This window comes from Bacillus sp. SD127 (assembly GCF_058566445.1).
Map to the genome: position 1 here is coordinate 1,978,424 of NZ_CP191226.1, position 26,663 is coordinate 2,005,086.

32 protein-coding genes and 1 pseudogene are annotated in these 26,663 nt (G+C 35.4%); 3 read left to right on the top strand and 30 right to left on the bottom strand.

Annotated features, from left to right (window positions below; translation table 11 throughout):
- Positions 1 to 20: 20 nt before the first annotated feature.
- On the bottom strand, positions 21 to 647 hold the full coding sequence (locus tag ACQVGS_RS10380) for a hypothetical protein (protein ID WP_041337015.1): 627 nt from the start codon (positions 645 to 647) through the stop codon (positions 21 to 23).
- 214 nt (positions 648 to 861) lie between these two features.
- On the opposite strand from ACQVGS_RS10380, the gene ACQVGS_RS10385 reads away from it, so the two are divergent.
- On the top strand, positions 862 to 1,272 hold the full coding sequence (locus tag ACQVGS_RS10385; protein ID WP_072557207.1) for a hypothetical protein: 411 nt from the start codon (positions 862 to 864) through the stop codon (positions 1,270 to 1,272).
- A 153-nt stretch (positions 1,273 to 1,425) separates the two neighbouring features.
- Here ACQVGS_RS10385 and ACQVGS_RS10390 read toward each other — a convergent pair.
- The 23 genes and pseudogenes from ACQVGS_RS10390 to ACQVGS_RS10500 all read right to left on the bottom strand — a co-directional run bounded on the left by ACQVGS_RS10390 (position 1,426) and on the right by ACQVGS_RS10500 (position 18,245).
- Positions 1,426 to 2,434: pseudogene (locus tag ACQVGS_RS10390) on the bottom strand (tyrosine-type recombinase/integrase).
- A gap of 13 nt (positions 2,435 to 2,447) precedes the next feature.
- Complete coding sequence (locus tag ACQVGS_RS10395; RefSeq protein ID WP_069323067.1) at positions 2,448 to 2,867, bottom strand: YomN family phage-derived protein; 420 nt, start codon at positions 2,865 to 2,867, stop codon at positions 2,448 to 2,450.
- Entirely contained in the window at positions 2,867 to 3,355 is a 489-nt protein-coding gene (locus ACQVGS_RS10400; RefSeq protein ID WP_491831570.1) for a hypothetical protein, read from the bottom strand. The genes ACQVGS_RS10395 and ACQVGS_RS10400 overlap by 1 nt, the downstream gene beginning before the upstream one ends.
- Positions 3,356 to 3,433: 78 nt before the next feature.
- On the bottom strand, positions 3,434 to 4,273 hold the full coding sequence (locus ACQVGS_RS10405; protein WP_491831572.1) for a glycerophosphodiester phosphodiesterase family protein: 840 nt from the start codon (positions 4,271 to 4,273) through the stop codon (positions 3,434 to 3,436).
- A gap of 18 nt (positions 4,274 to 4,291) precedes the next feature.
- Positions 4,292 to 4,444 carry an XkdX family protein gene (locus tag ACQVGS_RS10410; RefSeq protein WP_491831574.1) on the bottom strand — a complete coding sequence of 51 codons (153 nt, stop codon included), beginning with the start codon at positions 4,442 to 4,444 and terminating at the stop codon, positions 4,292 to 4,294.
- Positions 4,444 to 4,734: a YomQ N-terminal domain-containing protein gene (locus ACQVGS_RS10415; RefSeq protein ID WP_032721617.1), complete on the bottom strand. Its 291-nt coding sequence runs from the start codon at positions 4,732 to 4,734 to the stop codon at positions 4,444 to 4,446. The genes ACQVGS_RS10410 and ACQVGS_RS10415 overlap by 1 nt, the downstream gene beginning before the upstream one ends.
- A gap of 17 nt (positions 4,735 to 4,751) precedes the next feature.
- Positions 4,752 to 5,810: a hypothetical protein gene (locus ACQVGS_RS10420; protein ID WP_491831576.1), complete on the bottom strand. Its 1,059-nt coding sequence runs from the start codon at positions 5,808 to 5,810 to the stop codon at positions 4,752 to 4,754.
- Positions 5,810 to 6,169, bottom strand: coding sequence for a CBM20 domain-containing protein (locus tag ACQVGS_RS10425; RefSeq protein WP_491831578.1), 360 nt, complete (start codon positions 6,167 to 6,169; stop codon positions 5,810 to 5,812). The genes ACQVGS_RS10420 and ACQVGS_RS10425 overlap by 1 nt, the downstream gene beginning before the upstream one ends.
- A gap of 63 nt (positions 6,170 to 6,232) precedes the next feature.
- The gene (locus tag ACQVGS_RS10430; RefSeq protein ID WP_491831580.1) at positions 6,233 to 6,460 is read right to left on the bottom strand and encodes a hypothetical protein; all 228 of its coding nucleotides are present in this window, start codon (positions 6,458 to 6,460) and stop codon (positions 6,233 to 6,235) included.
- The gene (locus ACQVGS_RS10435; RefSeq protein ID WP_213383400.1) at positions 6,460 to 7,071 is read right to left on the bottom strand and encodes a hypothetical protein; all 612 of its coding nucleotides are present in this window, start codon (positions 7,069 to 7,071) and stop codon (positions 6,460 to 6,462) included. The genes ACQVGS_RS10430 and ACQVGS_RS10435 overlap by 1 nt, the downstream gene beginning before the upstream one ends.
- 17 nt (positions 7,072 to 7,088) lie before the next feature.
- The gene (locus tag ACQVGS_RS10440) at positions 7,089 to 7,883 is read right to left on the bottom strand and encodes a YomU family phage tail tube protein (protein WP_010328117.1); all 795 of its coding nucleotides are present in this window, start codon (positions 7,881 to 7,883) and stop codon (positions 7,089 to 7,091) included.
- A gap of 35 nt (positions 7,884 to 7,918) precedes the next feature.
- The gene (locus tag ACQVGS_RS10445; RefSeq protein ID WP_491831582.1) at positions 7,919 to 8,647 is read right to left on the bottom strand and encodes a hypothetical protein; all 729 of its coding nucleotides are present in this window, start codon (positions 8,645 to 8,647) and stop codon (positions 7,919 to 7,921) included.
- Positions 8,644 to 9,150 carry a hypothetical protein gene (locus tag ACQVGS_RS10450; RefSeq protein WP_491831584.1) on the bottom strand — a complete coding sequence of 169 codons (507 nt, stop codon included), beginning with the start codon at positions 9,148 to 9,150 and terminating at the stop codon, positions 8,644 to 8,646. The genes ACQVGS_RS10445 and ACQVGS_RS10450 overlap by 4 nt, the downstream gene beginning before the upstream one ends.
- On the bottom strand, positions 9,147 to 9,797 hold the full coding sequence (locus tag ACQVGS_RS10455; RefSeq protein ID WP_491831586.1) for a hypothetical protein: 651 nt from the start codon (positions 9,795 to 9,797) through the stop codon (positions 9,147 to 9,149). The genes ACQVGS_RS10450 and ACQVGS_RS10455 overlap by 4 nt, the downstream gene beginning before the upstream one ends.
- On the bottom strand, positions 9,781 to 10,035 hold the full coding sequence (locus ACQVGS_RS10460; RefSeq protein ID WP_491831588.1) for a hypothetical protein: 255 nt from the start codon (positions 10,033 to 10,035) through the stop codon (positions 9,781 to 9,783). The genes ACQVGS_RS10455 and ACQVGS_RS10460 overlap by 17 nt, the downstream gene beginning before the upstream one ends.
- The gene (locus ACQVGS_RS10465) at positions 10,032 to 10,427 is read right to left on the bottom strand and encodes a hypothetical protein (protein WP_068947513.1); all 396 of its coding nucleotides are present in this window, start codon (positions 10,425 to 10,427) and stop codon (positions 10,032 to 10,034) included. Before ACQVGS_RS10465 ends, ACQVGS_RS10460 begins: the two co-directional genes overlap by 4 nt.
- A gap of 14 nt (positions 10,428 to 10,441) precedes the next feature.
- Positions 10,442 to 10,912, bottom strand: coding sequence for a hypothetical protein (locus ACQVGS_RS10470; protein WP_019712890.1), 471 nt, complete (start codon positions 10,910 to 10,912; stop codon positions 10,442 to 10,444).
- Between the two features lie 35 nt (positions 10,913 to 10,947).
- Positions 10,948 to 11,964: a YonB family capsid-like protein gene (locus ACQVGS_RS10475; protein WP_041337005.1), complete on the bottom strand. Its 1,017-nt coding sequence runs from the start codon at positions 11,962 to 11,964 to the stop codon at positions 10,948 to 10,950.
- Between the two features lie 38 nt (positions 11,965 to 12,002).
- The gene (locus tag ACQVGS_RS10480) at positions 12,003 to 12,539 is read right to left on the bottom strand and encodes a hypothetical protein (RefSeq protein WP_491831591.1); all 537 of its coding nucleotides are present in this window, start codon (positions 12,537 to 12,539) and stop codon (positions 12,003 to 12,005) included.
- A gap of 24 nt (positions 12,540 to 12,563) precedes the next feature.
- On the bottom strand, positions 12,564 to 14,000 hold the full coding sequence (locus ACQVGS_RS10485; RefSeq protein ID WP_491831593.1) for a DUF8531 domain-containing protein: 1,437 nt from the start codon (positions 13,998 to 14,000) through the stop codon (positions 12,564 to 12,566).
- A 30-nt stretch (positions 14,001 to 14,030) separates the two neighbouring features.
- Complete coding sequence (locus ACQVGS_RS10490) at positions 14,031 to 15,551, bottom strand: hypothetical protein (RefSeq protein WP_491831595.1); 1,521 nt, start codon at positions 15,549 to 15,551, stop codon at positions 14,031 to 14,033.
- Between the two features lie 17 nt (positions 15,552 to 15,568).
- Positions 15,569 to 17,338 (bottom strand): terminase large subunit domain-containing protein, encoded by a 1,770-nt coding sequence (locus ACQVGS_RS10495; RefSeq protein WP_160245132.1) that lies wholly within the window; start codon positions 17,336 to 17,338, stop codon positions 15,569 to 15,571.
- A complete protein-coding gene (locus ACQVGS_RS10500; protein ID WP_491831597.1) occupies positions 17,325 to 18,245 on the bottom strand; it encodes a YonG family phage-derived protein in 921 nt (306 codons plus the stop codon). Before ACQVGS_RS10500 ends, ACQVGS_RS10495 begins: the two co-directional genes overlap by 14 nt.
- A gap of 188 nt (positions 18,246 to 18,433) precedes the next feature.
- Here ACQVGS_RS10500 and ACQVGS_RS10505 point away from each other — a divergent pair, with 188 nt between their 5' ends.
- Complete coding sequence (locus ACQVGS_RS10505; protein WP_491831599.1) at positions 18,434 to 19,159, top strand: hypothetical protein; 726 nt, start codon at positions 18,434 to 18,436, stop codon at positions 19,157 to 19,159.
- Between the two features lie 320 nt (positions 19,160 to 19,479).
- Here ACQVGS_RS10505 and ACQVGS_RS10510 read toward each other — a convergent pair whose 3' ends face one another.
- Positions 19,480 to 20,697, bottom strand: a complete 1,218-nt coding sequence (locus ACQVGS_RS10510) for a hypothetical protein (RefSeq protein WP_283933497.1) — start codon at positions 20,695 to 20,697, stop codon at positions 19,480 to 19,482.
- A gap of 12 nt (positions 20,698 to 20,709) precedes the next feature.
- Positions 20,710 to 20,901, bottom strand: coding sequence for a YonK family protein (locus ACQVGS_RS10515; RefSeq protein ID WP_010328101.1), 192 nt, complete (start codon positions 20,899 to 20,901; stop codon positions 20,710 to 20,712).
- Positions 20,902 to 21,171: 270 nt separating this feature from the next.
- On the opposite strand from ACQVGS_RS10515, the gene ACQVGS_RS10520 reads away from it, so the two are divergent.
- Positions 21,172 to 21,345, top strand: coding sequence for a hypothetical protein (locus ACQVGS_RS10520; protein WP_491831601.1), 174 nt, complete (start codon positions 21,172 to 21,174; stop codon positions 21,343 to 21,345).
- Between the two features lie 439 nt (positions 21,346 to 21,784).
- Here the strand turns inward: ACQVGS_RS10520 and ACQVGS_RS10525 are convergent, their stop codons facing one another.
- From ACQVGS_RS10525 to ACQVGS_RS10540, 4 genes are all read right to left on the bottom strand, one after another.
- Positions 21,785 to 22,300 (bottom strand): hypothetical protein, encoded by a 516-nt coding sequence (locus ACQVGS_RS10525; protein WP_061187729.1) that lies wholly within the window; start codon positions 22,298 to 22,300, stop codon positions 21,785 to 21,787.
- Positions 22,301 to 23,282: 982 nt separating this feature from the next.
- Positions 23,283 to 23,558, bottom strand: coding sequence for an HU family DNA-binding protein (locus ACQVGS_RS10530; protein WP_491831603.1), 276 nt, complete (start codon positions 23,556 to 23,558; stop codon positions 23,283 to 23,285).
- Between the two features lie 252 nt (positions 23,559 to 23,810).
- Positions 23,811 to 26,339 carry a hypothetical protein gene (locus ACQVGS_RS10535; protein ID WP_491831605.1) on the bottom strand — a complete coding sequence of 843 codons (2,529 nt, stop codon included), beginning with the start codon at positions 26,337 to 26,339 and terminating at the stop codon, positions 23,811 to 23,813.
- Positions 26,340 to 26,378: 39 nt separating this feature from the next.
- Positions 26,379 to 26,573, bottom strand: a complete 195-nt coding sequence (locus tag ACQVGS_RS10540; RefSeq protein ID WP_072692657.1) for a hypothetical protein — start codon at positions 26,571 to 26,573, stop codon at positions 26,379 to 26,381.
- Positions 26,574 to 26,663: the final 90 nt, after the last annotated feature.

Genomic DNA, 26,663 nt, shown 5'->3' on the forward strand with positions numbered 1-26,663 from the left:
GAAATAAAAAAGCCACTCAGCTATTGAGTGACTCTACTCCCTTTACGTATTGCTATTTCCATAATCCCTTGCCAAATTTCAACATTCGATAAAGCTTCCTTAACTTTTTGATCATCTTGTTTATATCCTTTAGTGTTTTGTAAGCCAGTATCAGTTTTCCTTGGTAAGAATTCTATTTTAGTTATGGGGTTAGAGAAATCATCAAGCTTTAACTTAAGATCAATCTTTCTAAAATATTTGGACTCAGTTCTGTCTGAAGATAACCCTCCAACGAGAGCCCCAATACCTCCTGCAGCAAGTCCTCCGATAACGGCTCCAGTCATTTGACTACCTCTAGAAATTCTTGTTACGGATTGATCATCAATGGCTATCTCAGCTTCGATTATTTTGCTAAATGGGATTGATTTTTCTTCAATTGCCAATATTTCATTGAAATGATGAATAACAAACTTATTTTCGGATTCAACCAAAGTCAGCTTTTTATTTTTATCTGGGGTTAAATATGATTTATAATCCTTTGGGTAATTTCCTGCGGAAATTATTTTCTCTAAATTTTGTTTTTCTATTTCCTTTTGTTTATCTACACCAAAATCCCCAATTATAAAGAAAGCAGCTATTATTAACAAAACAATAATTGCCCAGATCATTCAACCACCACCGGAACCATTTTCCTGCATTATACCATGGTTTCCAAAAGTTTAGAACAGGTGAGATATGTAGTGAGTATATTATCCTGCAAAACTATTATCGCAAGTGTCAAAAAATGCAGAAATATAAGTAAAATTCTTTTATTTTATAGGTGCTAAATGTTATAATGCAAACAGAGGTTCTTAAATCATAAAAGGGAAGGAATGGTTATTATTGAGTAACAAAAATCTTTTTTATCTTGTAAGTGGCAACTTGGTTTTATACATAATCTTCCTATATTTTCATTTCACCACAAGTTCTGTAAAGACTGCTCGAGAGTTCTTAGATAACACTCAAATAGACCCTACATTTTATGTAGCACCTTTGATTACATTTATTTTATCATTGGCATATACAGGACTAACTGTCTTTTTATCCTTTAAACAAGGAGCAGTATCCTTGAGATACGGAGAATGGAGAGAATCTATATTCCCATTTTCTATTTCTATTGCAGGCGTTATAGGATTAATAACACTTGTGCAAATGTTTTTAGGGAAATTTTCAGGAGTTGTTAGTGGATTTATTTTAATACTAGCCTTTATTTATGCACTTACAAGCTCAACTGGAAATTACTCTAGAAGATAGCTCAATTTTACGAATTATACCCCTTGATAAAGGGGTATTTTTTGTTCTTATTAATTGTTTAAATTAAGTTTCATACATAAGCAAAATCCCTCAAGAGGAAGGATTTTGATTCTGAATAAAAGAGGGATTTTATTTAGAAGGAGAGGGGGAGTGTTATAAGAATATCTTATTTTTCTCTTCTTCAAATTCCCTAAGATCATAGTGGGCAATAGTGGTTGATACATCTTCGTGGTGTGCAACATACTTTGAAACGAGTTTTAAATCCACTCCACTTTCAAGAAGGTAAGTTACACAAGAGGCTTTAAATATATGAGGATTGACTCTTCGTTGGAGAATATCGCTTAAAACATTTGAACAAAAATAATCTGCCCATGACTTTGAAGCTTGTTTAACTTCGCCACCGTATTTAGTTGAAAATATGTACTCCGATTCATAACCTCTCTTCTCAACCCATAATCGCATGTATTTTAATGCCTCAAGATTAATCATATAAGGCTCTACTTTCCCATCATCACCTTGTCCTTTTAGGCGCACGTTATGACTGTATACAAACGTTTTACCATCAGGTATTGGATAATCAAGTATTTCGGTTTTGAATTGTATAATTTCACTTCTTCTAGCTCCAACATTAAAGGCTGTTGCAAGCCAGGCCATACCTAAATAATTCTCGTCCTTTTCAAGTACATCCATCATATCTTTGTACTCATCAAAAGTAATTTTCACTTTGTCATATACTTTGTTTTTGGGGATGGGAGGGAGTCCACGAGTTAAATTTCTAAAGCTACGGTATTCTTTGAAATCCTCGTCATCAGCAATAACATTCTCGATGTAGTTAAACATGGATGAAACACAAGCTTTTTTAAAACTTTGTGCAGAGGAGGAGAGTTTGCGATTATCACGAAGGTAGCTTAAATAGCGAAGAATATCTCTTTTGGTAAGCTTATATAAAGGTTTGTTATTCATTGATTGATATACATAATATCCAAACTGTCTTAGTCCAGATTGATATTGTTTTTTTTGTATCTGGACTAAAGTTTTGAACAGCAATAAACTCATCAACAATTGTCCTTAATTCATCATTTACATGTAACCACATTTCATCTGTGATTTCAGGAAGTTTTTTAGCCCTATCCCGTAACATGTTTTTCTTAATTTTGACCATTAATTCACCGCCACTAGTCTGTTTTAATTCCGTCTGCTTTTAAATCTCTTTTTAATGCATCTGTTAGTCGTCCATCTTTTAGAGTCTCGGCAGTATACTTCATAAAAGGACGAGGTTTACCGTAGCCATATCCATATGAATCAGGGTAGGTATAACCCCGTCCGGTCTCAATGACTGTAGCAACATCTTTCTCATCATCTTCTCTAATATTATCCAATGATACCCCGTTACTCTCGTTGGTGGTTATAAAAGCGTCTTTAAGCTTTCCTGTACGTTCATAGAGTAGGGGGCTATAGGTGCCGTAAACATCTTCTTCAACATGATCTTGACCTGTTTTCGTCATGACTTGCTTAACGTTAGAGGAAGATTTATGTATAGACTGAATTGTAGCTTGTTCAATCATAACCTTAATTTCCTTAATGTTTCTCGCCATCATTGTGGGGCAGCACTGCCTTCAATTTCTTCGACCTTCTGAAGGATAAGATTATTTGCTTCTTCCTGAGATTTTTTTGATAACTCATCTATGTTTTGTTGCAGCATAACAGTGGCTTTACCCAGTTTTTCTAAGCTCTCTTTAGGAAAGCTATTGATAATTAAAGGAAAGTACTCTGAATCTACAAGTTTAAGATACCACTTAACTTTATTTTTAATGTCATTTGGAATGCCCAAATCTGTAAATTCTTTGATTAGTGAGAAGAATGCCCAGTGAGCTTGATTTATATCCTTGAAGGATTTGATACCTGCTTCTTTTGCTTCTTGTGGATCTGAAATCAATCCTGTTAACATTTTTGTTAACCGAGAAGGGGAGAAGTGTGGATAAATAAACACATGCGCCTCATCAGTTAATTGGACTTTTTCTTTCTTGTCATATTTACTGACGCTTTCCTCGATTAATCCCAAGTTCAACTTTTTTGATGCCATTTTATTTCCTCCTTTTTATCCTCTTCATAACAAAAGACACCCGCAAGAAGGGGTGTCTTGGAAAACTTCAATATGATTTTATTTTAGCTCGTTTAGAGTATAAGCTGGATCATTGGTAAACAATCCATCAACCTTTAAACCAAGCATTTTCTTGGTTAGCTTTCTCTCATTTTCTGCATCAAAGAACACATGTATTTTTAGATTTGCATCGTGGACTCTCTTTACAACTGACTCATCAACTAATTTAGCGTTAGGGCCAACTGCATAAGCATATTTTTTGATATCTTTTAGAGTATCCCTTGTTAAACTTTTCACCTCTTCATCACCAATTAGACGAACAAGGGGAATATCTTTATTTATTGAGTGTAACTTCTTTAAACTCTTTTCGCTAAAAGACTGTAAGACAACTTTATGTTTAACGATTAAGTTATATTTGTTCAGTATATCGACAAGTTCCTGTTCCATTACTAAATTGCCATTATTATCTTCTCTGGTTTCAATGTAATAATGGGTCGAGAGACCAAATTCTTTGATAATCTCTTCAATTGTTAATATTTTTTGACCTTTACCTGCATTGAATTTTTTCAATTGTGACAAAGTCAGTTCCTGTACTTTTCCTTTTCCATTAGTTGTTCTTTCAACATCCTTATCATGTATTGCGACTAACTTGCCATCTTTAGTTTGTCTCAGGTCAATTTCTATAAAATCTGCCTTATCTTTAATTGCTCGTTTGTAAGATAATACGGTATGTTCTGGTTCTAAACCAGACGCTCCTCTGTGAGCAATAATCAGTGGGTTGTAGTTACTAATGGGAGGATTTTCAGTTTTTTCCGCCCCTTTAATAGAAGAGTGGGAAGCGTTGGAACATCCACTTATGAAGATTAGAAATACAATTATTAAGTTTTTTAATATATTCATAAATACAAATTATCACATTTACATCTCGTCTTCAATGTAATCTTTTCCGGTTATTTCTTTGTATTCTTCGGGTGTGATTTTTCCTTTGATAACAGCTTGCTTAACTCGGTATTCGTCCCAAACCCCGATTCCATCATTGTAATAATCCTTAATTATAGCGTACCAATTCATTAAATAAAGCCTCCCATCATGAGTTGAAATGTCAAGTCACCCAAATGTTGCTTTACTTTGTCCAAATCTGTTGGAACAGGAGTTAGAGGTGTTAGGCTATCGATGTACTCCTGGGTAGCAGACTCGAACCATTCTTGTTTGTTAATATCAAACTTTGCTTTAAAAAAAGAAGGAGGTTGGATTTCTGTGCAACGCTCTGGAAGAAGAAACTCATCCCCTTCATTTACATCTTCAATTAGGATAGGTTTTTCAAATATGAAATCTTCATCATATCTATAGACTTGTACCATTTTAACCTCCTTGCTGTTTACTGTAGCGGAACAGCAATATCCAAATAATAACCTGTAACTTTTGAGGAATCAGTTGGTGTTGGATATTTTATTTTCATTTCTCCAGTATCATAGATAATTAATCCTGCACTTCCGCCAGTACCGCTGATTGGAACTAGATTTACAGAGCCACCAATTGGTACAGCAGTTGTTGGGATTGTGCCAAAAATAATGTCTGCTGATGTTACGATATGTCCTCTGATTAACAGTAAGTTGCCCCATTTAGAATATATAGGAGTACGGGTGCCAGCGGTGGCTCCATTTTGTAATGTAATATTAGACCAGACTGCTTTATTAAATGACTCTGAGCTAAGGTTAGAATTCCATTTTGAACGTTCATCTGCGGTAATGTGGCGAATAGAATTAGAATTATGAGCATTAAAGTCGGTCAATGATGCTTGTTCAACATCTTTAACGTTACCTAATCCGATTTGGACTTTTGTCACGCCGTGCGGATTATCTTTTCGACTAGCGTGTTCATCTGTATAGCCTTTGGCATTATCCTCGGCAGTATTCCATTTGTTTCGTTCATCCTCTGAAACATGAATAGTTTTATCAGACGCATGATTGTCAAAATTAGTTTTACTGGCTTGTTCAACATTAGTGACATTCCCTAATCCTATCTGCTCTTTTGTTACAGAATGGGGATTAGATAAATTTTTAACGTGATCATCAAATTCAACTTTTGTAGCTTGCTTTTCATTTAGAACATTACTAAGTCCAATTTGAGCAGCTGTGACATTATGCGGATTTTCAATGTTTGAGGCATGTAAGTCAAACTCTGTTTTTGAAGCTTGTTCCACATTTAAAACTTTATCGAGGCCGATTTGTGTTTTAGTCACCTTGTGAGGATTGTTTATATCTTCAGTGTGCGATTTAAGCTCGAAATTTTGTCTTTCCATAAACGAATTAATCTCATTAGACAATTCTTTTTCATAATCAGTCATATGTTTTTCAGTACGTGATAGGGAATCTTTAAGATTGTTGATTTGTATGTTGTTTTGTTTAAGTTGTCCTACAAATTTGCTGCTACTCATTAGCTAACTGCAATTCCTTTCACTGTAACATCTCCGCCACTAACTGAGATTAGTTTAACTATAATTTTATACAGACCTGCGATATCAATATCCCAATTTTCATTGGTATTTAGAGTACCCGTTCCTAATTGGAAGTCTGTTTTGTTCGTTGCTCCCAGCTCCGTTTTTTCACCGTTTTCATCAATTGAAAAGAATTTTAATTCCCTAGAAGTAGAGGAACCAGAGATCTTAACAGTAAGTTCCCGAAAATGACCCACTACAAATTCTTCACCTTCTGATGCGGTTGTTGCAGAGTCGTGAAAAGTAAATGAAGTTTTGTCTGGAATCGTGATTACGACATTTTCAGTCGTTTCTGTCAACAACTCCACCTCCTTAATCTGTATAAAAACTGTCTTTTATCTAGAAAAATAAGAGGGGAGGACTTATTCAAAAAGCCCATCCTCTTGTAGCTTATTCCATATGCCTTCCCAAGCTGGGGAAGAAGAAGGGGATGACTGAAGCGAACTTAAAGGTTCGTACTCATTGAAGTCGCCTTCAAAGCGTTGCTTGAAATCATCAACACTGATATAGGATCCATCTGATAGCAATAGGAATTTTTGTTCCAAGCCATCAAATTGTTTGAACAGACCACATATTTCATCAAATGTCATTATTCCATCCCCCAAACAACGATTTTTAACCCAGTTAGATCAACTGTCCCGGCTGCTTTAACTGTCAGATGTATTTTTGGAGCAGTGAAAGTTAATTGTTTTTGCAAAGGGTAATTCTGAACAAAGGCAATGCTGTTGAATAAAACAGAACTATCATTACCTGATGTAGTTGCAGAATAAAATGGGATGTTTTTCGGTACAGAATAAATACTTGCTAAAACTTTGCTGTTTGAGCTGTCTGTTTGAGTTGTGTACATAGCAACACCGTAAGTTCTGAAAACACCAAGTGAATCGATTAGATCAACTGTATAAGACTTAGTTGCACCTGTAGCTACGGTATCAGCATCAGTAACAACAAATTCAGAATAGGATTTTTGAACTTGGGTTTTAATTGCTGCAGTGTTTTTAACCAAAACAGGGACAGAAGCCGTATTAGTTATATTTACATCAAGTGCAGTGTTGGCCACATTAACATTAAGAGGCTGGTCATTATTGAGACCAACCTCCAAGGGGACAGTGGAACGTTCAATTGATACAGCTGTTATGGGATTACCTGTCCCATCATCTTTTGCAGAGGTGTATTTATCACCGTCCTGGTTTAAAAAAGCAATAATAAACGCCTCCTTAATTATTCAGTTGTTCCGCCAAGATCTGAGCTTTGAGTTGAACCTGTTGTATCCTCAACCGGAGCTGCGGTATTTTCATCTCTACTTGCTTCGATTACTACAGCCATTTCGTCTGTATCTGTATCTGCTAACGCTTCAAACTTAATTTCAGGTGCTAAAGCATTTCCATTTTCTAATGACATTTCAAATTCCCCTGAAGGAGAAACATTAGGGAACTGGATATAGATGTCACTGTAAACTTCTTCTGTATCAGGGTTATAAGCAATGGTGCGATATTCAACTTCATATCGTTCTGAGAACTTGCTGGCTTTAATGGCTAAACGTCTACCGACTTTTTCAATTTGATACACAGCTGTTAGTTTGTCTTTAGCAGCCGCAAATGCTGTTGGAATTGTATATGTGCCATCAGTTGAAACAGCAATTTTATATGTTAAACCTTTTTTGTTATAGAAAGTAACATCGCTTACAGGTTTTCCTTTTAGAGTAACTTTGTTTGTATCATCTACAATCAGTCCATGTTCTCTATCGAAAACCTTTACTTTTGTTTCTTCCTGAATTGTTTCACCCTGTGTCATTGCAAGCCATTCTAAATCAAAGAAAGCATTTTTGACAGTTAGGTTAATTTCCTTCTCAGATTTAAGAATGTAAAGTGGTTTATTTCCGATTCCACCTCTGAGTTTTTCTTCGGAGATTGCTTGGGAGAATGATGCTGTTTGTGCCTCGGCTGTGAATACAAGCTTACCGTCAGATTTTCGTTTAAAATAAACGTCAGCTGTATCTTGAATAACTGTTTTCATCTAATTGTTGCCTCCTTAAATAATAAAAAAGACAGCTATGCGCTGCCTTTACCAAAACCTTTAGTTTGTTTCATGAAACTTTCTCTGCTTATGTAGTGTTTTTCTTCTTCAAATAAGTCGATATGTTTGCCCCAGCTTTCCATGTGTTTGGCTGCATCAGGTGAAACGGTTGCAAACAGGGTGGAGGTATCGTACTGTTTGAATTGACCAACTCTGTAGTAAGTCATGTATAACTGAAACAGAGTCATTTCATTTATATCTTTGTACAAATATCCAGTGTGAGCAGCAACACTGCTCATGATGTCTGCCATATCAACCATATCTGAATCCTGACTTTTTACCCTTTTGCTGCGCTCGTTAGCTCGCTGTATCTCTGGGTTAGAGCTGATTTTTTCCTCTTTTAGACAAGACATTCTCAAGACCAATTCTCTTAGGGCTTCAAAGTTTTCCGGTGTAAGTTTCTCTAAAATTTCAACGCCATTAAAAACTGTACTAAATATTACTTCATACGCTTCTTTAAAATTCGGAAGGATACTTGTAATTTCAAATAATGACAGTTTTTTAAGTTCGGCAATAAGACCATCTAATTGGCCAAATTGATTATTTTCCTTTTTGCTGTAAGTATAAATAATCTCTTTCTTAGACATCTTAAACCAGCTGAGGTACGGAGTTAAAAAAGCATATTCCTTAACTTTTATAAAACGACAACCGCCAAATTCAGTAGGGATTGGTTCACCGGTTATAAAGAATTCACTATCAATCATTTCATTGCCCCAAAGGTATAAATTAATTTATATCCGAGGTAACCATCAGGAGGATTAGTGATTAGCAGTCTTTTGTAAGAGTTTGTCTTACCAATACCAGCAAAATTCTGATTGAACAAGAGCTTGTTAATTCTGTCATTAATCTTAAGATTTCTAAATTCGGTTTCTTCAAAGGTGTTAATATGGGTGAAAACATCAATCATCAAGTCTTGATCAAGAAGCATCGCACTTTGGTTGGATGTTTTTGGTAATGCATTCCCTAAATAAACACACATTCTACATAAAGGTGAATCCGATAGATCATCTGTTTTAGGTGCTCGCTTGAATATGGTATTGATTATAGCGGGAGAGTCATTTGTGGAGTCATAATAATTTTCGAGTGATTGAACATCTGGATGAGAAGGGGAGAGAGGATCAGTTTTGTAATACAAGAGCCGATTCAGTTCAACATCATCCATAACTAATCGGAAGACTTTTGTCATCTGTTCAACAGTCATGCTCATGTCTTTTCACCAACTTTCTTTTTGGCAACTAATTTTATTGTTCCGTGGTCTCCATAAACTTTAGAATAGTCTATATCATTGACTTGATAATCTTCGCCAAAGAAGGTGAGGGTAAGTCCGATTTTCAATTTTTCATGAACAAGATAAGGGATTGTAATGTTTGCTTGACCATCTGGAAGATTTACCGCCAATTCAGTGCCATTTATTGAAGTTGTCCTTTCGAATATACAGGGGACTTCAGTTTTTTCACCAGGTACTTTTTCATAAATTGGCTTACCAGTGATTTCGTTAATTTTGCCAGTATCGATTAGCTTGTCTTCTGAAGTAAGAAAAAATGATGTTCCACATATTTTTATCTCAGCCTTTTTGTAAATCTTGTTACTGAGAGGGTGGGAGGTGACGAGCCATGTTTCATCATTAAACTTAACAACTCCGCCACGATAAATGTCAGCAATTTCACCTAATATATATCTTGCAGAACCATCGCCACTAGAGTACTTAGAGGTGATCATAACTATTTTTTCGATTCCATCAATTGTGACTTTTTCAGATTCAAACCCCTTAAGGCCTTGTTGGAAAATAAGCTTACCATCATGAAGAAGTTTATTATTAATGTTAACCTTGTGGTAATTACTGTAGTCCTTCAATTGAATCACCGTCTGTTACTAAGTTATACTTAAGTCTGTTTAACTCCCCACTTACTGTTAAAATAGTGTCCCTGATCTCTGTAAGTTCAGTATCACTTAGTAGCTTTTTATTAAGGTATTTCTCCAATTTGAAAAGGACTGAATTGTTTCTCTTACACAGTTTATTGCAAAAAACATCTAAGTCCTCAAGCTTTATTTGTCCATCTTTATTTGCAGATTTAACTTTAATTGTACTCATAGATAATCCACCGCAGCATTCAATATCAAACGTTCAATTTCGTTTTTCTGATCTATTACACTTTGTTTAAGGGAATTGATTTGTGTGCCAAAGTTTTTAATCCCCACGTCATTAGTGAATGGCTGCCACGTATTCTCAAACAATGTCTTTTTATTTAGCAAAAAGATGTATCTCAAGAAATGTGCAAGAATAAGAAGATCATCCTCCGATAATTCCCTATTTACAGTTTCTGTTGAATCATCAGCTCTTAAATTGTCTCTGAGCCTGTTATTGAAATGAAGGATTGCATTTCGAATTGATTTATAAATGTCCTCTTCTTCTTGAGGAACATCAAAATCGGACGTCTCGCAGTTGTTTAAAAAGGTTTCCCATATTTGATCATAAGATGTCATAAAAATCCCTCCTCTTAGTCAAAGAGAAGGGAAGGATCAGCCACTCCCATCCAATCAGCCAAAACTTTTAATTTGCCTGCAGCAATGTCATCGCTAAATTCAGAAGCAACGTCAATAATAAATTGCTTCTCAGAATCCACTGTGATTTTATCGAGCTTATTTTTTAGTTGAGCAATATTTCCCGATTTAATCATCTTTTCAATTTCTTCTTTGGTATGGATGTTATTTTCATAAGCCTCCGACTCAACAATAGAATCTTTAATTTCTTTGGTTGTCTCATTATCTTCAACAATAACTAATTCACCTTTATCGAAACAAACGCTGTTCATTGTGAGCCATTCAACAACTTCTTTTGGAACTTCTTTAATATCAGCCTTACCATTTTTACTACCAGCCCAAGTGTATTGTTTATGTCCACCATCGCCGGTATACCCAACAAAATAAGATGTACTTCTGTATCGTGCTAACTTAATTTTTTCAGTCAAATTTATATCCTCCTAAAAAATCCTTATATTTTGATTTAGATAGATACTGCAGCTTGTTCTTCAATAATTCCGATTGCTTCTCCAAAAAGAAGGTTAACAGAAGCATCTTGAACAATTTTCATTTTGATTCTTTCATCTTCGATGTCTTGTTCTGTCAATTGACGTAGTCCACCATACTCAACAACAGAAAATGGTTTCTGTGAAACTCCACCTGCAAACATATAACCTTTGTTGACAGGAAGTTCGACTTTACTATTTGTATCATCTGTAAATGGGTTAGTAAGGTTAACAGCAGTAGTTCTGCCGATTGTAGTTGGATTTAGGGCAGTGAGGAGTTCTCCTTTAACTTCTTCTGTTAAGAAGTTCTTAAACGTAGAGTCTGTTCCTTGTTGGAATGCGAAGTAGTCAATGAGAAGAGTGTCAGCGACGAAGATTGGTTTTCCACCATAACGTTGAAGCACGGAAGCTACTTTGTTGTATTGTTGAAGAGTAAGGTTTGAGCCTGTTTGAACATTTTTTGCAGGTATTTTACCAGCTGTAATTGCGCTTGCAGTTAATTGATGAATTTTATCGAGGTACAAGCGGACTTTAGCATCTGCAATATCATTCACCAATTTATTGAAGTAAACAATTGAGTCTGTTACCAGATCTAGGGGTTCATAATAGAAACCTGTTGACATAGTTTTCGGAACAGCAGGAACTGTTTCTTGCCCTTCAACACGAACTAAATCAACACCAGAGCCTGTAGCAGACCAAATGACTTTTGCTTTATTCTTTTTTGGAATTTTAATTTCTTTAATATTGCCTCGTTTTTCTTGTTGGACATTGGCCAGAAGGGAGAGGAGCTGTGTTACTTTTGGTTTCGCAATTTCATCAGCTTGTTCAACGACAAGGTTATTAAATTGATGGAGCATGGAAGGGTCAGGTGTAGTACCGCCATCACCAAACACTTTCTTAATGTAAGTTTGGATATCAGCTTGGTCTGTACCGTCCATTTTGTTATTTAATACACGGCTAAACAAGCCTTTGATTTTCACAGTATCTAATTTCATTTAAAATACTCCTTTTATTGAAATTTATTTGTTATGTATTAGGCCTCGATTACTTCAAGGCGAACAAGCTTTTGACCCATTGTGTAAACAAGGTCATCTTCATTATTTACAACTAGGAACTTAGCAGAAGAATCTGCATAATCTTCATGAGGAGAAGCAGGATCACTAAGAATATACTTTTGAGTAGCAATATCAAAGTGAGCTACTTGACCTTGTTTAACCTCAGTCACTCCTGTATTAAATGAAAATGCAGAAACATCAAAACGGGTATAAGCTGGCTCAAGGATAACAATTCGAGCATGCTCTCCTACACCGTTATAAAAATCTCTCATTGATTCACCAAGGTAGCGTGCTTCAGGAGATGCAATTAAATATGATTTTTTTGTTTTATCTGATAACTTCGAAACTGTACGGTTTCCCTCAGCATCAAATCCAAGTTCAACAAGCATAAAATTGTCAATATCTGATCCAGTTACTTTTGCACCGTGAGCAACTGTTTTAATTTTTAAAGAATTCAAGTTTCCAGTAGTATGATTACCTACTTCAGTAAGGGCTTTTTGTAATCTTGTAGCCATATTTTATTCCTCCGATTTTAAAATTTATTGTGAAAAGCGGGATTCAAAAGAGTCATCGTTAGGGATTAAATTTTCCCGTTTGCTAGAAAATTCTCTAATGGTTGTATTTGTTTCAGCAGGAACACTAACTAAATCAACTAACATTGTGTTAAGTTGTAATACAGCTTTTTCTCCTTCTTCACCTTGTTTAATGGAAGCCTGGATAAGGTTTTGTACTTCTTCTGTACTGAATTTATCCTCAGCATTTAAAGCTTCAAATTTCGCTTTGTAGAATTCATTTTTTTCACTTAGTTTTTGCTCTAATAAAGTTTTCTCGTGTTTTTCTTTATAAGGCTTCAATTGTTCCACTTCAGAATTTAATTGCACAAGCTTTTCACTGGCAGTGTTGAATTGCTGCTCAATATCTGCCTTATTCTTATTGACTTGATTTACTTGATTAGTTAAATCTTTAATATGTTCATCTTTTTGGTTAAGTTGTGTTTGAATAGGTTCAGGAACAACTTCCTCCCAGTTACGTGTCACGAATACCTCAGTTTTACTATCAAAATCAATTGAAACAGTATCGCCTGTTCTTGTGTAGTTGAACTTAAAGTATTTGTCATAGCTATTTTCATCTGACCAGCTATACACGTTTACGATGAAATATGTATCATATACATCTGCAATATAAGATGCTGACTCCTTGTCAAGGGTTGGATCTAATTGGTTATAAAGAAGTGTTCGAACGTCAGAATGAGACAATTCAAACACTTTTCTAAACTTATTCATTTTTTCACCTTCCTCATTATTTTGTCTTGTAGCTGCTTGAGCAACTAATCTTTCAAATTGTTGAATTTCATTAAAGCTAAGGAGTTTGGAAGAGTCATAAGCGGGGAGGACAATGTCATGCTCTCCACGTTTCTCTGAATTTAAAATTGCATGACCTTCGAAATAGATAGGGGACTGTAAGTGTTCAATGCCATCTTGCATAGTGTAATTTGAATAAAGGATCTCACAACTTGTATTAATGTTAATACCCCGACCATACCATTCAAGTAAAAGTTCACATGCATCTTTAAATCGGGAGCTCCAAAGTATTGCATCTGCTGCCAATACTTCTTTTTTACCTTCTGGGGTTTCAATTTCAGTTATGTATCCCTCAGATGTAAAGACACCAATTGGGACAGTGTCTCTTTTTACTTCAAGTTCTCCGTGCTTGTCCGTGTCTAGATAAGCTTCATGAGTTCCCAATGCATCTGTGAAAGTATTTAATTCATCAACCTCGTAATATTTTGCAACAATCGGTTTATTAATAATTGTTGAAGCAGCTTCAAGAGCAACGTCCTTAGAAATTACTGCGTTATTGTGAGAGACATCGAAATCAAAAATGACAAAGCTACATGACAACTTTGTTGGGTCATCTGATGTTTTAATCTCATTCAATTGAAGTTGGCATAGTTTTTTCTTTTGCTTCTTTGTCAAATAATTTCACCTCCCTTCAAAAGTGAAGTTTTAAATAGGATTGTCATTACCGTTGGATGTAGCTGACTTCACTGTGTTGTCGTTGTTTTTATTTCCTTCATTTGGGCGACCTGATTTATTCCCAGTGAAGGTATATGAAGTTTGATAAGGTCTAATTTTTTCTTGGAGTTTCAGCTCTTCAGTTTCATATAGAGTTTGTTCAAGGTAACTTTCCCAAGACACTCCTGCCAAATTATCAACTACGTGCTTAATAGACCAACCTTTATCGTTTAATTTAATTAAGATGTCCATTTTTTCTTTAAGAGTGAGCGGCTTGTCTTTATCGTAATTCATATAGTAATTGTCTTTTTGGGCAGCAGGCAAAACAAGGTTGAATAACTTTTGATAAACCTCTTGTTCAATATCCTCCATTAAAACGCCAATACGCTTATAAAATGTATCCAAGTTTAATGACGAAGTTGCGTAGTTACCGCCATCACCATTTAAAAGAGAGCCGGATAATCCGTAAGCAGATTGAATGTCGCTATTGATATGATCAAATTTTGCTCCATCTAATCCATCTGCTTTAACATCTGGAAAATTGATATCAGCAAAGTCAGGGATTGATACTACAGTCACTCCATCTTTTTGGTTTTTTTCCAAAGCCGTTTTAACGCCACCATGAATTTTTTGTTTAACTGCTTTAGGCAGCTTCATGTTTGTGTATTCGCCATTACCTTTATCTGTTCCAATCGTTAGAACTGCAACAGCGTTAATAATTTTATTTGCAATCGATCTTTCAACATCTTTAAGTTTCTTTTTATGGAGAACGTCATATAGACCTGGTGTAACCCAAGATGTTCCCAATCCTTGATTTCTTTTTAGCGTCCCTGTGCGTAGTGGAAAAGTTCTTTCTTGTGGCAATTCCTTAAACCGATATTTCTCTCGATCTTTCATGAAGTTTTCATAATCGCTTTGTTTAATATAAGGGGAGAGGCTTTTTAACAATTCGTTTCTTTGATCATCTTTATACTTAGTGAACATCTCCATGTCAACTACACATACCCAGTCCCCATTTCTCCTAAAAGAGGGGAACACATATTTAATCTCATCAAAGATAAACGGATAGGGACTCTTAGCATCCCCAAGCCATATACCAACAAGAGTACCAGCTGTAGCTACCTGTTTTAACAGATCCCTAGTAAGTCTTTTGTGTTTAACCTTATGTAAGGATTTATTCAAAAGGGAAATATGCTTATCTGAAGACTTAACTTTATTAAAGGAGTCAATTTTATAGTTGAGGGTAGGGAGGGCTTCAATCAATTCAAACAATTGGTGAATCTCTGCAGTCGAAATGTAAAAATACTCAGCAAGATCTTCAATTTCTTCTTGAAATTCATCGGGGTTAGAAAAATAATTCTTTAATTGTTCGGCCTCAATTTCCGTAACAATGCCATTGGAAAACATATTTGAGATAAAGCCGGAAGCAAATGTAGAAGTATAAGTTGAATAGTCATTCAGCATTTGCTTATACTCTTCAGACTCAATGTCAACTTTATTTAAGGTTACCATGTTTCACCTCATTTCTTTTAAAAATAGACTAGTTCATCTTCAACGTCATATTCAGTTTGTTTGTTTAACTGCCTTTCTAATACAGTAGCAATATAGTTGCCATAAGCCACTGAGCTATATCTGTCTTTTCGTTTACTCTTTGGCTCTTTAAGCTTAACTTGTCCGTTATCGCTATATTCAGCTTCCAAGTTGATCATTTCATTTATTAGAAGGGTAATCTGAGCATAGCTTGAAAGGAATTTCCCTTTGACTTCAGGAGATAACCCTTCATAGCCTTTAAATCTTTTTAGATATTCTTTTCCTTCATTTTCGCTGATAGGAATTTTGATTTTCCCTCGTTTGAATCCATCTTTGAGTAATACAGCAATTTCACTGTTCAATTGTGCATTACCTTTAATGCTATAAATTACTTTTTCGGCATTTTGATAAGTGCAACGCTCAGCCATTCTTTCATCGTTAATACATGAAAATGGTTCATATTCTTTTGCACGTTCTTTATCATATAGAGGCTGGCATAATGCATCATACACACCTAGTCCGATACTCTGAGTATCCAATACAATATAATCGCAATCATAATCTTCGTATATTTGTCGAATTCTTGTTGCCTGAGTTCCTGTGTGACCGCCTACGATGCTCTCCATGTATACAATATGACGATCATACCCATTGGAGTTTGGAATCAGTCTGAATACAGTGTAAACACTGGCATCATTATCCTTACCGGCCATTCCAGCGATATCATTGCTTACAAGTCTAATTTCTCCTGGTTTCTTGCCTTCATATTTGAAGTTGGAATCCTTGATTAGACTGTAATAGTCGGGAGGAAAGAGGGGAGAAGCAAGCTTGCGGTTCTTTTCGATGTCTTCAAATTTAAAATAAGCTTTTTCAGATTCACCAAACCATAGAGCTTCCATTTCCATTGACCAACCAATAGGGTCAAAGTCTTCTTCGGCCATTTCATCTCTAACCTGATCTTTATCCAAAAGACCTTCTTTAATTGCGATCTGGTAAGGAAGACCACAAACAAAGTATTTGGATCCTTTCATCATGGCATTGTAGTAAGTTATGAATCTGTTAAATGACCAATGAACCTTATACCAGCAGGATGACAAGTAAATTTCTTTGTTTCGCTCTTTTAGATGAGCATATTCTTCTTTTTCAAGATATTTAGGAGAACGGGGAGCTGTCAGGAATTTTCGAAGTACCTTACTGATGATTTCAAAATCAACCATTCTGAATTCATCTACAATAAGGAGGTTTGCACGCTTGGAGCGGGCGCCATCATTTGAGGCTACGATTTTAATCCAGCTGCCATTATGAAACTCCACTTTAGCATCATTTGTTGAGGTTTTTAAATCTTCAATTTCTCGCCTTAAATTAGGCGATTCTTTGCGTAAGTCATCAATTTTCTCTATGACTTCACGAGCTTGTCCCTTTGTGCCCGATGCGATAACTATTTTAGTACCCGGGAAGAGTATGGCTTGCACACAGCAGTATACAGAGGTTAACCAAGTTTTACCTTGTCCACGACTGGCCAAGTACATAAAATAATGGTTATGTACCATCATGTAAATCAAAATACATTGAAACAATTTAAGTGTAATACCCAAGTATTCTTTTACAAAACGATGTGGGTTTGCTCTATAGAAAGAAGTCCATGCGCCGATACCATCCATTAATCGTTCAGATTTGGATTTCTTTTTAAAGTTGTTTCCCTTTTTAAAGATATTGATTCCTCGGCTGTGCTTGTTGCGATCTGTTGTGAAATGTTTATGTGAGGTCATTTTCTCGATCCTCTTCTTCTGCAACAGGTTCTTCAACAGTGTGCTTATTCATTTCTTCCCAATATTCCTCTGAATATTGATTTTTCAAACCAAGCATTCGGGACAGATGCCCAAGGAAAAATACCTTAATGTATTTCCCGATTTTATCAGGATCTTTCCACCTAGGCTCCGGCTCAGGAATAGGTCTCTCATTCTCATATTTTTTGATCAGAGTGCCAAAAGACTCTTGTTCAACTCCACTTGCTCCAGTTTCTTGAACTGGTTTTAAATTACTTGATCCAAGTAAATCTTGAAGAGTTTTTTGCTGCTGATCGACTTTTTCACCATTTTCACGCCGTTTACGGATATCTAGCCGAGTCAAACATATTTCATTTATAAGAAGTTCCATTCCTTTAGAATCACATTCATACCTATTTGTGAAGTCAATGTACTCATTCTGAAGCCAAATGTAATCTTCAACATCAAGACCACGACCCCAGAATTGCATTAATTCATCTATGTCATCCTTAGATATATCTTCTGTACTTTTAGCTAGTAACAATTGTGTTGTGTATTCTTGTTCCTCTTCAAAGTCAAACTCACTGTCTGCCCAAGTTTTTGACTTGTAATCTTTCATTCCGATATTTTTCATATACGTACCCAACACATTTCCAGCTGATTTTTTCTTGGACTCTGATTCATTAACAGCGGAAACCCACAAGTCGTAAACAAAAGGACGGTCAATCATTCTTAAGATGTTTTGAACATTCTTTAAGTTATCTTTGTCTTTTTGGAATTCATTTTGGAGACAGCTCTTACATACTGACAGTTTGCCGGTTGCAGAATTGAAAGGAGATTCCGATATATAATATTGATTGGCATTTTGTTCTTTGCCGCAGCATGAGCATTTGATTTTTTCTGTAGACATATTTCACCTCCATAAAGTTAGTTGATGTAAACACGTTTTATAAAACGCCCAGTAATAGAGCAGAAGGAGAGAACCGCAATCATTACTGGGCGTTCTAAAAAGGTGTTTTATTGTTTTAAAAAACATTCCATTTCAAACAGCTTTTGGGTATTATTAACCATGGAAATAATAAGAAAAGAGGGATAACCATGAAGATGAGATTTTATTGTTTAGAATGTGAAAGTGTATCTCCAATTGATGTAGAAATAAGTGAGAAATCTGATTATGTATTAACTTGCCCAAATGGACATAAAAGAAATTATTTATTGCAATTAAAGCAGTTTGAACTACTCTATGAATTGGGAGTACATGCATTAATGGATGGTTATACTAGGGAAGCGGTGACTAGTTTTGCAGTTTCTGTTGAGAGGTTGTATGAATATTGTATTAAAATATTCATGATCAAAAATGGGGTATCAAAAGATGTACGGGACAGAACATTTAAAATGATATCTAATAGTTCTGAAAGACAATTAGGTGCATTTTATTTTTTATATCTAAATGAGTTTAAGGAGTCTCCAGATCCCATAAAGAATGAAATGGTTAACTTTAGAAATAAAGTTACACATAAAGGTGAAATTCCATCGTACAAGGATACTTTGGCTTACGCTGAGTATATATTCAACTATATTATAAAGAATTTAAGACAGTTAAGAACAATCAATAATATTGACCATTATGAATTACAATATTATTCTGATTATCAAGTAAACCCCAATTTTCACACCGATACTTTAAATGGTAATCCACCAATTGGTAATGTTATTAGCACAATGATCGACACATCAAGTGGCGATATGGATTTTATTGATAGAGATTTTACTGTACAATTTCAAAAAATTAAATCTAGGCAAGAGAGATGGCTGTTTAATTAACATTAAGAACGATACACCCTGTATCGTTCTTAAGTATGTATAATATTAAACTATCTATTGTTACACACATAACATTCTGGACAGTCGCAGCCCTCACAGTCTCTATGAGGTATTCCACATTCAATACAACATTCACACCAGGACATGCCGCAGATGTCACACATCCATATTGAAACACCATCATCTGTCCACATAAATTAATCAGCGATAATTTTTGAGATTTGATGTTTAAAATCAGATGAAAAGTGATTCCAATACTTACTTAATTCTTGAATAAACCAGTTAGATTTCATTTTCAGTCTCCTTGAGAGGTTGGTATTTTAATTCAATATGTAATCGTACTGAATAGTCCGGCCTTTACCAGACTCATAAATTGATAGGTTTGCTCCAGCTTTGGCACCTGTCATTAAGCTGTCACTGTATTCATCGGAACCCATTACAGAAGGGAGTTGTATAACTTGGATATTATGAGTGGCTGCTTCACCTACAGTGAGCATGTTTCCGTGGTGGAAGTGGGAGATGTACATGTAATCGTAGAATTTTCGTTTCATCTGTGAGATGTCACGAATGGCATTCTTTTTGTTTTTAATCTGGTGTCCGTGACATGCGACAATTTCAAATTCAAGTAATTTAAAATCCACAATTCCTTCGTCGTATAAAGGAACTTCAATTCGCTCATTGTCTTTGAGTACGTCATGGATATAAGTAGCTATAATACGCTCTACATCTTCCTTAGGCATTTCCGAGCGATTTGTATTATGTAATCTTAGTTCAGTATGATTTGCAGAAGGGATATGTATGTACTTAATTTTGACGTACTTAGAAAGTTCTAGTAGCCATTCAGCTTTGTACCTAGAATATTTAATTACCTGGTCAATAAAACCGTACTGAAGGGCAGTCAATTGTGATACGCGCAATGCCATACCTTCAACACTATCAGCACCATTTAACACAACCAGCTCATCTAAATTTTCTTTGCGAATGTACTCAACAGTTTCAGAAAGAATTTGATTCATACGCTGCAGATATATCTGTTCGTTGTATTCATTGTTGTTGCTTTTAAATTGCTTCCCGAAATGTTCATCTCCAAATCCTAGAACTGCAGCTCTTTTTCTTTCGCTTCTTTTCAATGGATAGAAGGAAGGGGAAGGGAGAGTGCCTACTTTCTCAATTGCTTCAGTTACATTTTCATATAGAAGCTCTGTTCGTCCTTTGACACGTGTGCTTTTATGTATTTCATGCTTTACAGCTTGAAGCTTCTTTCTCTCTTCCATGATTTCAACCTTTTTCATTTCCAGTTCAAGGAGAGAATAGTTTGATTCAGCTGACTTTTCTTTTTGGTATTCAACCCCCTCAATGAAGTTGTTGAACCATTTCCTATAAGCTGATTCACCTTTAGATTCGCCGGTTTCTTTGTTTATTAACTCTTTGATTTCTTCCCAGTTTAGATTATAAATGTCTTTATTAGAGCAGATTCTTATTTTCCATTCTTTAAGGTTTTCATCTGAGTGACGCTTAGTTTGAATAGGATCGATCATTCAGTCATCTCCTTACTCAACGTCTTTAACAGGAAGTTCATTTTCTTCTTTTACAGTAATTGAAACATTCTTTCCATTAAACTCTGAGAGAATTTCTTTGAAGTCATATGTGTATTCAGCTTCTTTAGTTTGTTCAGTAACTTCCATTACGTCCATATCGAAAAAGCCTTTAACATTAATTTGATGTACTTTTTTGCTTGCCATTTAAATTCCTCCAATAGTTTTCTATTTACATACAATAAGCTCCTTCGGAAGCCCGATGATCCGAAGCATCGGTAACGTCCGAGAAGGGGATATAAAGGAGATGAAAGATAAGTCGGATAGGCGTTGGGGAAACGCCCGAAGGAGATTATTGAAAACTTGCGTACATATGTATTACAGACCTATTTGAATTATCAAGAACTGCTCTGTGTGGTAAAATAATCCACAATAGGTATAATGAAGTGTAGATGAATTTGAAAAAGGGGTGTTTTTTTGATAGACAAAGTTTTGAATGCCTTTATTATAATAGGTGTTTTGTTGATAGTTGGAGCGGTTACTGTTTTTAAAGATTTTGAGTATCACCAATATCTTCGTTTTGGTGGGGCAGCATTGATAGCTTTTGGCTATATGTTTGGTTATGACAAAGGTAAAGCTAAAAAAGAGTAAAGGACTTTTAAATTCTATTGTTCTAGTTATTTTATCCCCCCTCTCACCTGCATCAGTAACTCACGTAGGAACGTAAGCCTTCGGATCGACAGGGAAATCTGAAAATAACAAAAGACGTCATAATGACGTCTTCAGGAACTCCTTGTACAGCTTGGCACATGAGTTAAATTATTGGAACAACAGAGAACAGAGTATATTTTTGATTAAAATATCACTAATAAAGGTTTGCGTCCGTAAACTCGTAAATCTCGTAATTCGTAAGCTGTAAAACGTAATCCGTCTCCAACCTAGGAAATAAATGAGTTTTGGTATTACAGTTTAGATACGCTCTAAACTAAAGCGGCTTTCTACTTCTCTGTTGTCCAAGCTGGGCAGTTTTACACCCAGCTATCAAGATAAAAGTGATTTTACCCTCATAGCTAAGTTAAAACCTTAGCTTTTATAGATACTTATCTGCAGCTTCAAACTCAATTTCATAATTATGATTAGCTTTTTCAATAGAGTTTGAAAGACGATTAGCCATTCTTTCTAACTTTAATCCTTTAGTTTGCATCTTATCAGGATCAAACAAGGCTTCACGATAACTAATAACATCAGAATAAGAATTTACTCGTTCAGTTTTCTGAGAACGACCGTAACTTTTGAGTTTATTCGCTTCACCTCTAAGTTGCTGTGCTAATTCAAGCGCTTCTGTGATCGATAATTCTTTTTCATCCCACAAAACTTTTGCATCCAGGTTGGCTTTAGCGATTAGTACTACTAATTCACGATAATCTTTTTTAGTCGATTCCAGCTCAGCTGTGATTTGGTCTACAGTTTTTGTTGGTTTTGTATATTTTTCATCTTTATCATGTTCAACATATGCAACACTATCTCGTTCCTGTAACAGTTCCTGAATACGTTTTGAGATTGCATTTCTTAAAGGTAAAGCTTCGAACAAAGCGATTTTTGACATTTATTATCTTCTCCTTTAGACATACATCTTTTATATTCTAATAGATTCTTAAATAAATTGCCAATAAAACAAATTTTATCCTTCGTTTTAATCAAAAGTAATCGAAAAGGTAAGACCCATATAACCCTTTTCAGAGACATTCCTGTCTTTTCATGTCAGGTCACACACCTTATCTACATACAATGCGTGTAGATCGCCAGCCTCTTATTTTGCATAGTTTTCTCTGACCCGTGTAAGGAGGTATGTGCATGGGAAAGATGAGTCTCCATTCAGAATGAAGGAGAAGTAGCGAATAAATAGCGAATATGTTGCTAAGTGAAATTTGAGGTAAGGAAGACGCATCTGCCTTACCTAAGTGTAAGCCGAAGCAGTACACCGCAATTAATATTCAGGTTACATGTCACCCATAGTAAGACTGTGATGGGATTCACCCTACATAAACAGCTTGAGTAGCATAGGTCTTACCGACATGTTTAGCCCGATAATAGTCATTTACCTGTCTCCTTTAGATACAGACATCCGAGTTAACCTCGCACCCTCATAAATGACTATTATCCGACTAACTGCAATGACCAACCGCAGTTTTGTGTCAGAATGATACAGAAAATAGGGGAGTAGATATTGTTTAATCAAGAAAAGCTAGTCCACACAGGAGAGGAATCTCCACTAATGTTCATTCAAATTAGTCTGTACCTTCATAAATGAACATTAGTCGAGAACTGATATCCCATATATCAGTAATCAACTTGTTAATTGACAACACCCCCATGTTGGCAATTAAATAATTTCTCTTAACACCTGAAGTGAATGCGGTGAGGATTTGCACCTCCCATGACAGTATGCTCTAGGAACGTCTGCACCATTTAACTGACCAGTATTGGCTCATGAATCGATTGATCCAAGACTAGATTGTGCGTCTGCCAATTCCGCCACCGCATTTATAGGTGAAGAGAGGAGGATGCTAATCCCTCATTATAGATTGTTAAGCTTTCACTGCATCTTTGAGAGCTTTTGCAGCCTTGAAGGCAGGTGCTTTTGTTGCTGGAATATCAATTTCCTCGCCTGATTGCGGATTTCTCCCTTTACGTGCTGCACGTTCGCGGACTTCAAATGTACCAACTCCAGGAATCTTGATTGATTCACCTTTTGCTAGTGTTTCAACAATAACATCAAATACTGCTTCTACTTTTGGCGTAGCTTCTTTCTTAGTAACACCTAATTTTTCTGAAACTGCTCCAACAAATTCTGTTTTGTTCATGTTTTAATTCCTCCTAGTGATTTTGTTTATTTTTGTGTTAAAGTATAATTACGGTAACGTTTGTGATTTTTTTGAAAAAACGGGAGACTTACTCACCCTTTTATGTGGAAATTAGCTTTCTTTCTCCCTTATGGCGATTATCTCAAAAGGGGCTTTCAGCCCAGTCGTACCAAGGGTTCAAGGTGCTTTTTTGTTAATTTTTTTTGCCGAGAAACGCTGTAGCCCTTGGGGGAGTAAGGCTCAAGGCACTTTCTATTTCGTCATTTTCTTCTTACTGTATTTTTTTTGTCTTACTCGATGGTTCTTTTTTTCAGTTTCTAAAGCACATTTAGTGCAGTATTTAGATTTATTTGAGGCTGACTTATACATACTTCCACAACTATAACAAGCTTTAAAATTTTTAAAATTGTCCCGTATATTTTCTAAAATAACCTCTCCAAAACATTCCCACAAAGTAGATTTAAATTTGCTCTTTTTCTTATATAGATGCTTTACCAAAACATCTGTAATATAATGCTCATTGTCATGTAAATCCATTAATCTATCTTTTATAATCTTGTAGACATAAAGCTTTTGCCCAGGTTTTAAATCTTCATCATTCATAAGCCATTTTTTGTTGCGGTCAAGCAGTTTATATTCATTTATTAATACTTCATCTAGCTTCACCTTTTTGTTTTTGAGTAAGAAACGGTAATCAAATTTTCCAGCAACTGTGTTAAAGTTGATTCGTTCATTAGGGATAATTGAGTCTAACTTATTTATTGTACTTTCATTAATCAACTCTACGCTATGTTCTTCTTTATCCTTTGCATTGATGAAGAAATGGGGCACTTTATTTTTTTTGTAATCTTTGATTTTCTCATCAACGTGATCAGGGCGGGTGGGCATGAACAAGGTTTTTGCAAAATCGATAGTAAAGTTATTCTCCATGCATAACCATTTGATCACGTCCAGGTTTATATTGTCACTGTTCCATATCTTAGTGATGTTGTTACTGTACTCCCCGATATTGATTCCATAAGCAAGAGTTAGTGCTTCATAGATGTTTCTGCTATTAATCTCTTGTTTCTGGGCTACAGACATTTCATAATACAAAGGAACGATGTTCTCCATATTACGCTTGGCAATATTGACGATTAGCTCATCAGAAATAATTAAGGCCTTATCCCCGTCATTGTCAAACTGCAGCAGTTTAGATATCGGATCATGAATGCTGGTGTAAACACCTGGGGTAATGAACCACTTTTCATATCCCTCATCTTTTTTGTTCCACCTAACACCATGCTCCCTGAATAGGTGAGGGGAGCGAAGGATATCAATGTACCCTTCATCATATAAAGAACAATGGACATCGCTTCCTGAAAGCAGTCCTTTCGGATTCTCAATTCCAAGAAACAATCTTTCACAAAAAGCATATAGATCTGGACATAAATATGTATACCGGGCGTCACTAACAAGTAATTTTCCTGATTTGGCGTCCTTAATCATACTCTTCTTCTTATTCTTAATGATTTCTTTGGTGTGATCATCATTTAGCAGCTCAGGATATATTAGTAGAGCTTCTTGAAGGCTTGTCTTATGTTTATTTTTCTCGGTAGCCCCTAAAACTTTCATCATTGTTTCTTTATCAGTGCCTAATTGAGTAATCTCACTAACAGTCTTTGAGCTGATTTGTTTCAATTCCTCATCTGTTATATCCGTGAGTGTTTGTAGCATCTGGTAAGTCAGTTTTCCCTCAACAGATGGATCTTCTTCATTTAATTTAGCTCCTAAACATCCATACTTTTTAAATTTAAAGCGATAATCATCCCAAGAATCATAGTACTTCCACATCTTAAACTGGCTTTTCGTAAAAATTATTTGGATATCATCTTTAGTAATGTCCCATTCTTTACCGTAGACGTCCTTAACTATAAATGAACTGTGTTTTTCAGCAAACTTTCTAAAATCAAATGGAACTAACAGACCCTTAACCCAAGGTAATCTGACCATAAAGCTTTTCTGGCTCAAACTAGGAAGCATCATTCCGCAACCATCTGTATGTTCTATAGGAATATCCATAACTTTACGAGTGATTTCATATGTATCACGGTCAATATAATCAACCAGGCTGGAAACGTTTGTTTCTAAGTCATTTACGACAATTGTTTTATCAATATCAATTTCCCATGGACTGCTGGCGCTATTCGATAAGGCCATGTAGCTATTCCATTTGTTTATGCTACTCCCACCATGAGCATTGATTTGCTCCACACTAAGGCCACAAGTTAAAGCATTTTGATACTTATCTAAGGTGCTTTGCTTGATAAAACAAGACTTTTTGGTTCGTATTTGACCGGCACTGCTAGTGAAATAAACGTATTTCTCATTGTTATGTATGAATCCTTTATCAATAATGCCCCTTAAAATTTGAAAGTGATAAGTTTGGACAACCATGATCTCTTCAGAGAGAGAGTTTTCTTTGATTCCCAATGTTCGGGTTAAGACTGAATCAAATAATGAAATCACATTATTATCTTTCAGGGAATCTGTTCTAAGTGTTCTTATTTGATTATGATTGTTAAAGGCGTTATAAAGATTTTCTTTTAAGGAAATAATCCTTTGCGTTATGTACTTCTTATGTTTTTTATCAACATGTTCAAGTTTTCTGAGATGATCTCTGTACCTATATGATTTTAAAATCTTGTTATGTAATTTGTTTTCTTGATCATTATAAAAAGCAGAAGTATCAATACTGTAAATATGTACTTGCTTATTAAGACCGTCTTTTTTTCCTTTCAATAAATTCTCCCCTTATTACTATTATGCATATTTTTTGATTTAATAGTCGCTTTTTAGATACTTATGTACAAGATTTTTGTATGTATAGCTCTGTTTATCGATTGTTCCAAAAAGTTTATAGTCCTCATAAAGAGTGTTTTCTTCTTGTGAAGCAGTTCCTTCAATAATAGTAGTCTCTAAAAATCCAATTAAATTACTAAACATGTACGTTACTTTCTTTGAATCCTTTTGCATTATTTCACCTCCTTACTCATGTGATTATTATATACATATTATTTGTATTTGTCTATTGTTTTTCGCAAGTGCGTTAGTTGGAGTGATTAT

Bases quoted from the DNA above. Each gene is read 5' to 3' on its own strand.
- ACQVGS_RS10380 (WP_041337015.1), bottom strand. From the start codon at position 647: ATGATCTGGGCAATTATTGTTTTGTTAATAATAGCTGCTTTCTTTATA.
- ACQVGS_RS10395 (WP_069323067.1), bottom strand. From the start codon at position 2,867: ATGGCGAGAAACATTAAGGAAATTAAGGTTATGATTGAACAAGCTACA.
- ACQVGS_RS10400 (WP_491831570.1), bottom strand. From the start codon at position 3,355: ATGGCATCAAAAAAGTTGAACTTGGGATTAATCGAGGAAAGCGTCAGT.
- ACQVGS_RS10405 (WP_491831572.1), bottom strand. From the start codon at position 4,273: ATGAATATATTAAAAAACTTAATAATTGTATTTCTAATCTTCATAAGT.
- ACQVGS_RS10410 (WP_491831574.1), bottom strand. From the start codon at position 4,444: ATGAATTGGTACGCTATAATTAAGGATTATTACAATGATGGAATCGGG.
- ACQVGS_RS10415 (WP_032721617.1), bottom strand. From the start codon at position 4,734: ATGGTACAAGTCTATAGATATGATGAAGATTTCATATTTGAAAAACCT.
- ACQVGS_RS10420 (WP_491831576.1), bottom strand. From the start codon at position 5,810: ATGAGTAGCAGCAAATTTGTAGGACAACTTAAACAAAACAACATACAA.
- ACQVGS_RS10430 (WP_491831580.1), bottom strand. From the start codon at position 6,460: ATGACATTTGATGAAATATGTGGTCTGTTCAAACAATTTGATGGCTTG.
- ACQVGS_RS10440 (WP_010328117.1), bottom strand. From the start codon at position 7,883: ATGAAAACAGTTATTCAAGATACAGCTGACGTTTATTTTAAACGAAAA.
- ACQVGS_RS10445 (WP_491831582.1), bottom strand. From the start codon at position 8,647: ATGATTGATAGTGAATTCTTTATAACCGGTGAACCAATCCCTACTGAA.
- ACQVGS_RS10450 (WP_491831584.1), bottom strand. From the start codon at position 9,150: ATGAGCATGACTGTTGAACAGATGACAAAAGTCTTCCGATTAGTTATG.
- ACQVGS_RS10460 (WP_491831588.1), bottom strand. From the start codon at position 10,035: ATGAGTACAATTAAAGTTAAATCTGCAAATAAAGATGGACAAATAAAG.
- ACQVGS_RS10465 (WP_068947513.1), bottom strand. From the start codon at position 10,427: ATGACATCTTATGATCAAATATGGGAAACCTTTTTAAACAACTGCGAG.
- ACQVGS_RS10475 (WP_041337005.1), bottom strand. From the start codon at position 11,964: ATGAAATTAGATACTGTGAAAATCAAAGGCTTGTTTAGCCGTGTATTA.
- ACQVGS_RS10480 (WP_491831591.1), bottom strand. From the start codon at position 12,539: ATGGCTACAAGATTACAAAAAGCCCTTACTGAAGTAGGTAATCATACT.
- ACQVGS_RS10490 (WP_491831595.1), bottom strand. From the start codon at position 15,551: ATGGTAACCTTAAATAAAGTTGACATTGAGTCTGAAGAGTATAAGCAA.
- ACQVGS_RS10495 (WP_160245132.1), bottom strand. From the start codon at position 17,338: ATGACCTCACATAAACATTTCACAACAGATCGCAACAAGCACAGCCGA.
- ACQVGS_RS10500 (WP_491831597.1), bottom strand. From the start codon at position 18,245: ATGTCTACAGAAAAAATCAAATGCTCATGCTGCGGCAAAGAACAAAAT.
- ACQVGS_RS10505 (WP_491831599.1), top strand. From the start codon at position 18,434: ATGAAGATGAGATTTTATTGTTTAGAATGTGAAAGTGTATCTCCAATT.
- ACQVGS_RS10510 (WP_283933497.1), bottom strand. From the start codon at position 20,697: ATGATCGATCCTATTCAAACTAAGCGTCACTCAGATGAAAACCTTAAA.
- ACQVGS_RS10515 (WP_010328101.1), bottom strand. From the start codon at position 20,901: ATGGCAAGCAAAAAAGTACATCAAATTAATGTTAAAGGCTTTTTCGAT.
- ACQVGS_RS10525 (WP_061187729.1), bottom strand. From the start codon at position 22,300: ATGTCAAAAATCGCTTTGTTCGAAGCTTTACCTTTAAGAAATGCAATC.
- ACQVGS_RS10530 (WP_491831603.1), bottom strand. From the start codon at position 23,558: ATGAACAAAACAGAATTTGTTGGAGCAGTTTCAGAAAAATTAGGTGTT.
- ACQVGS_RS10540 (WP_072692657.1), bottom strand. From the start codon at position 26,573: ATGCAAAAGGATTCAAAGAAAGTAACGTACATGTTTAGTAATTTAATT.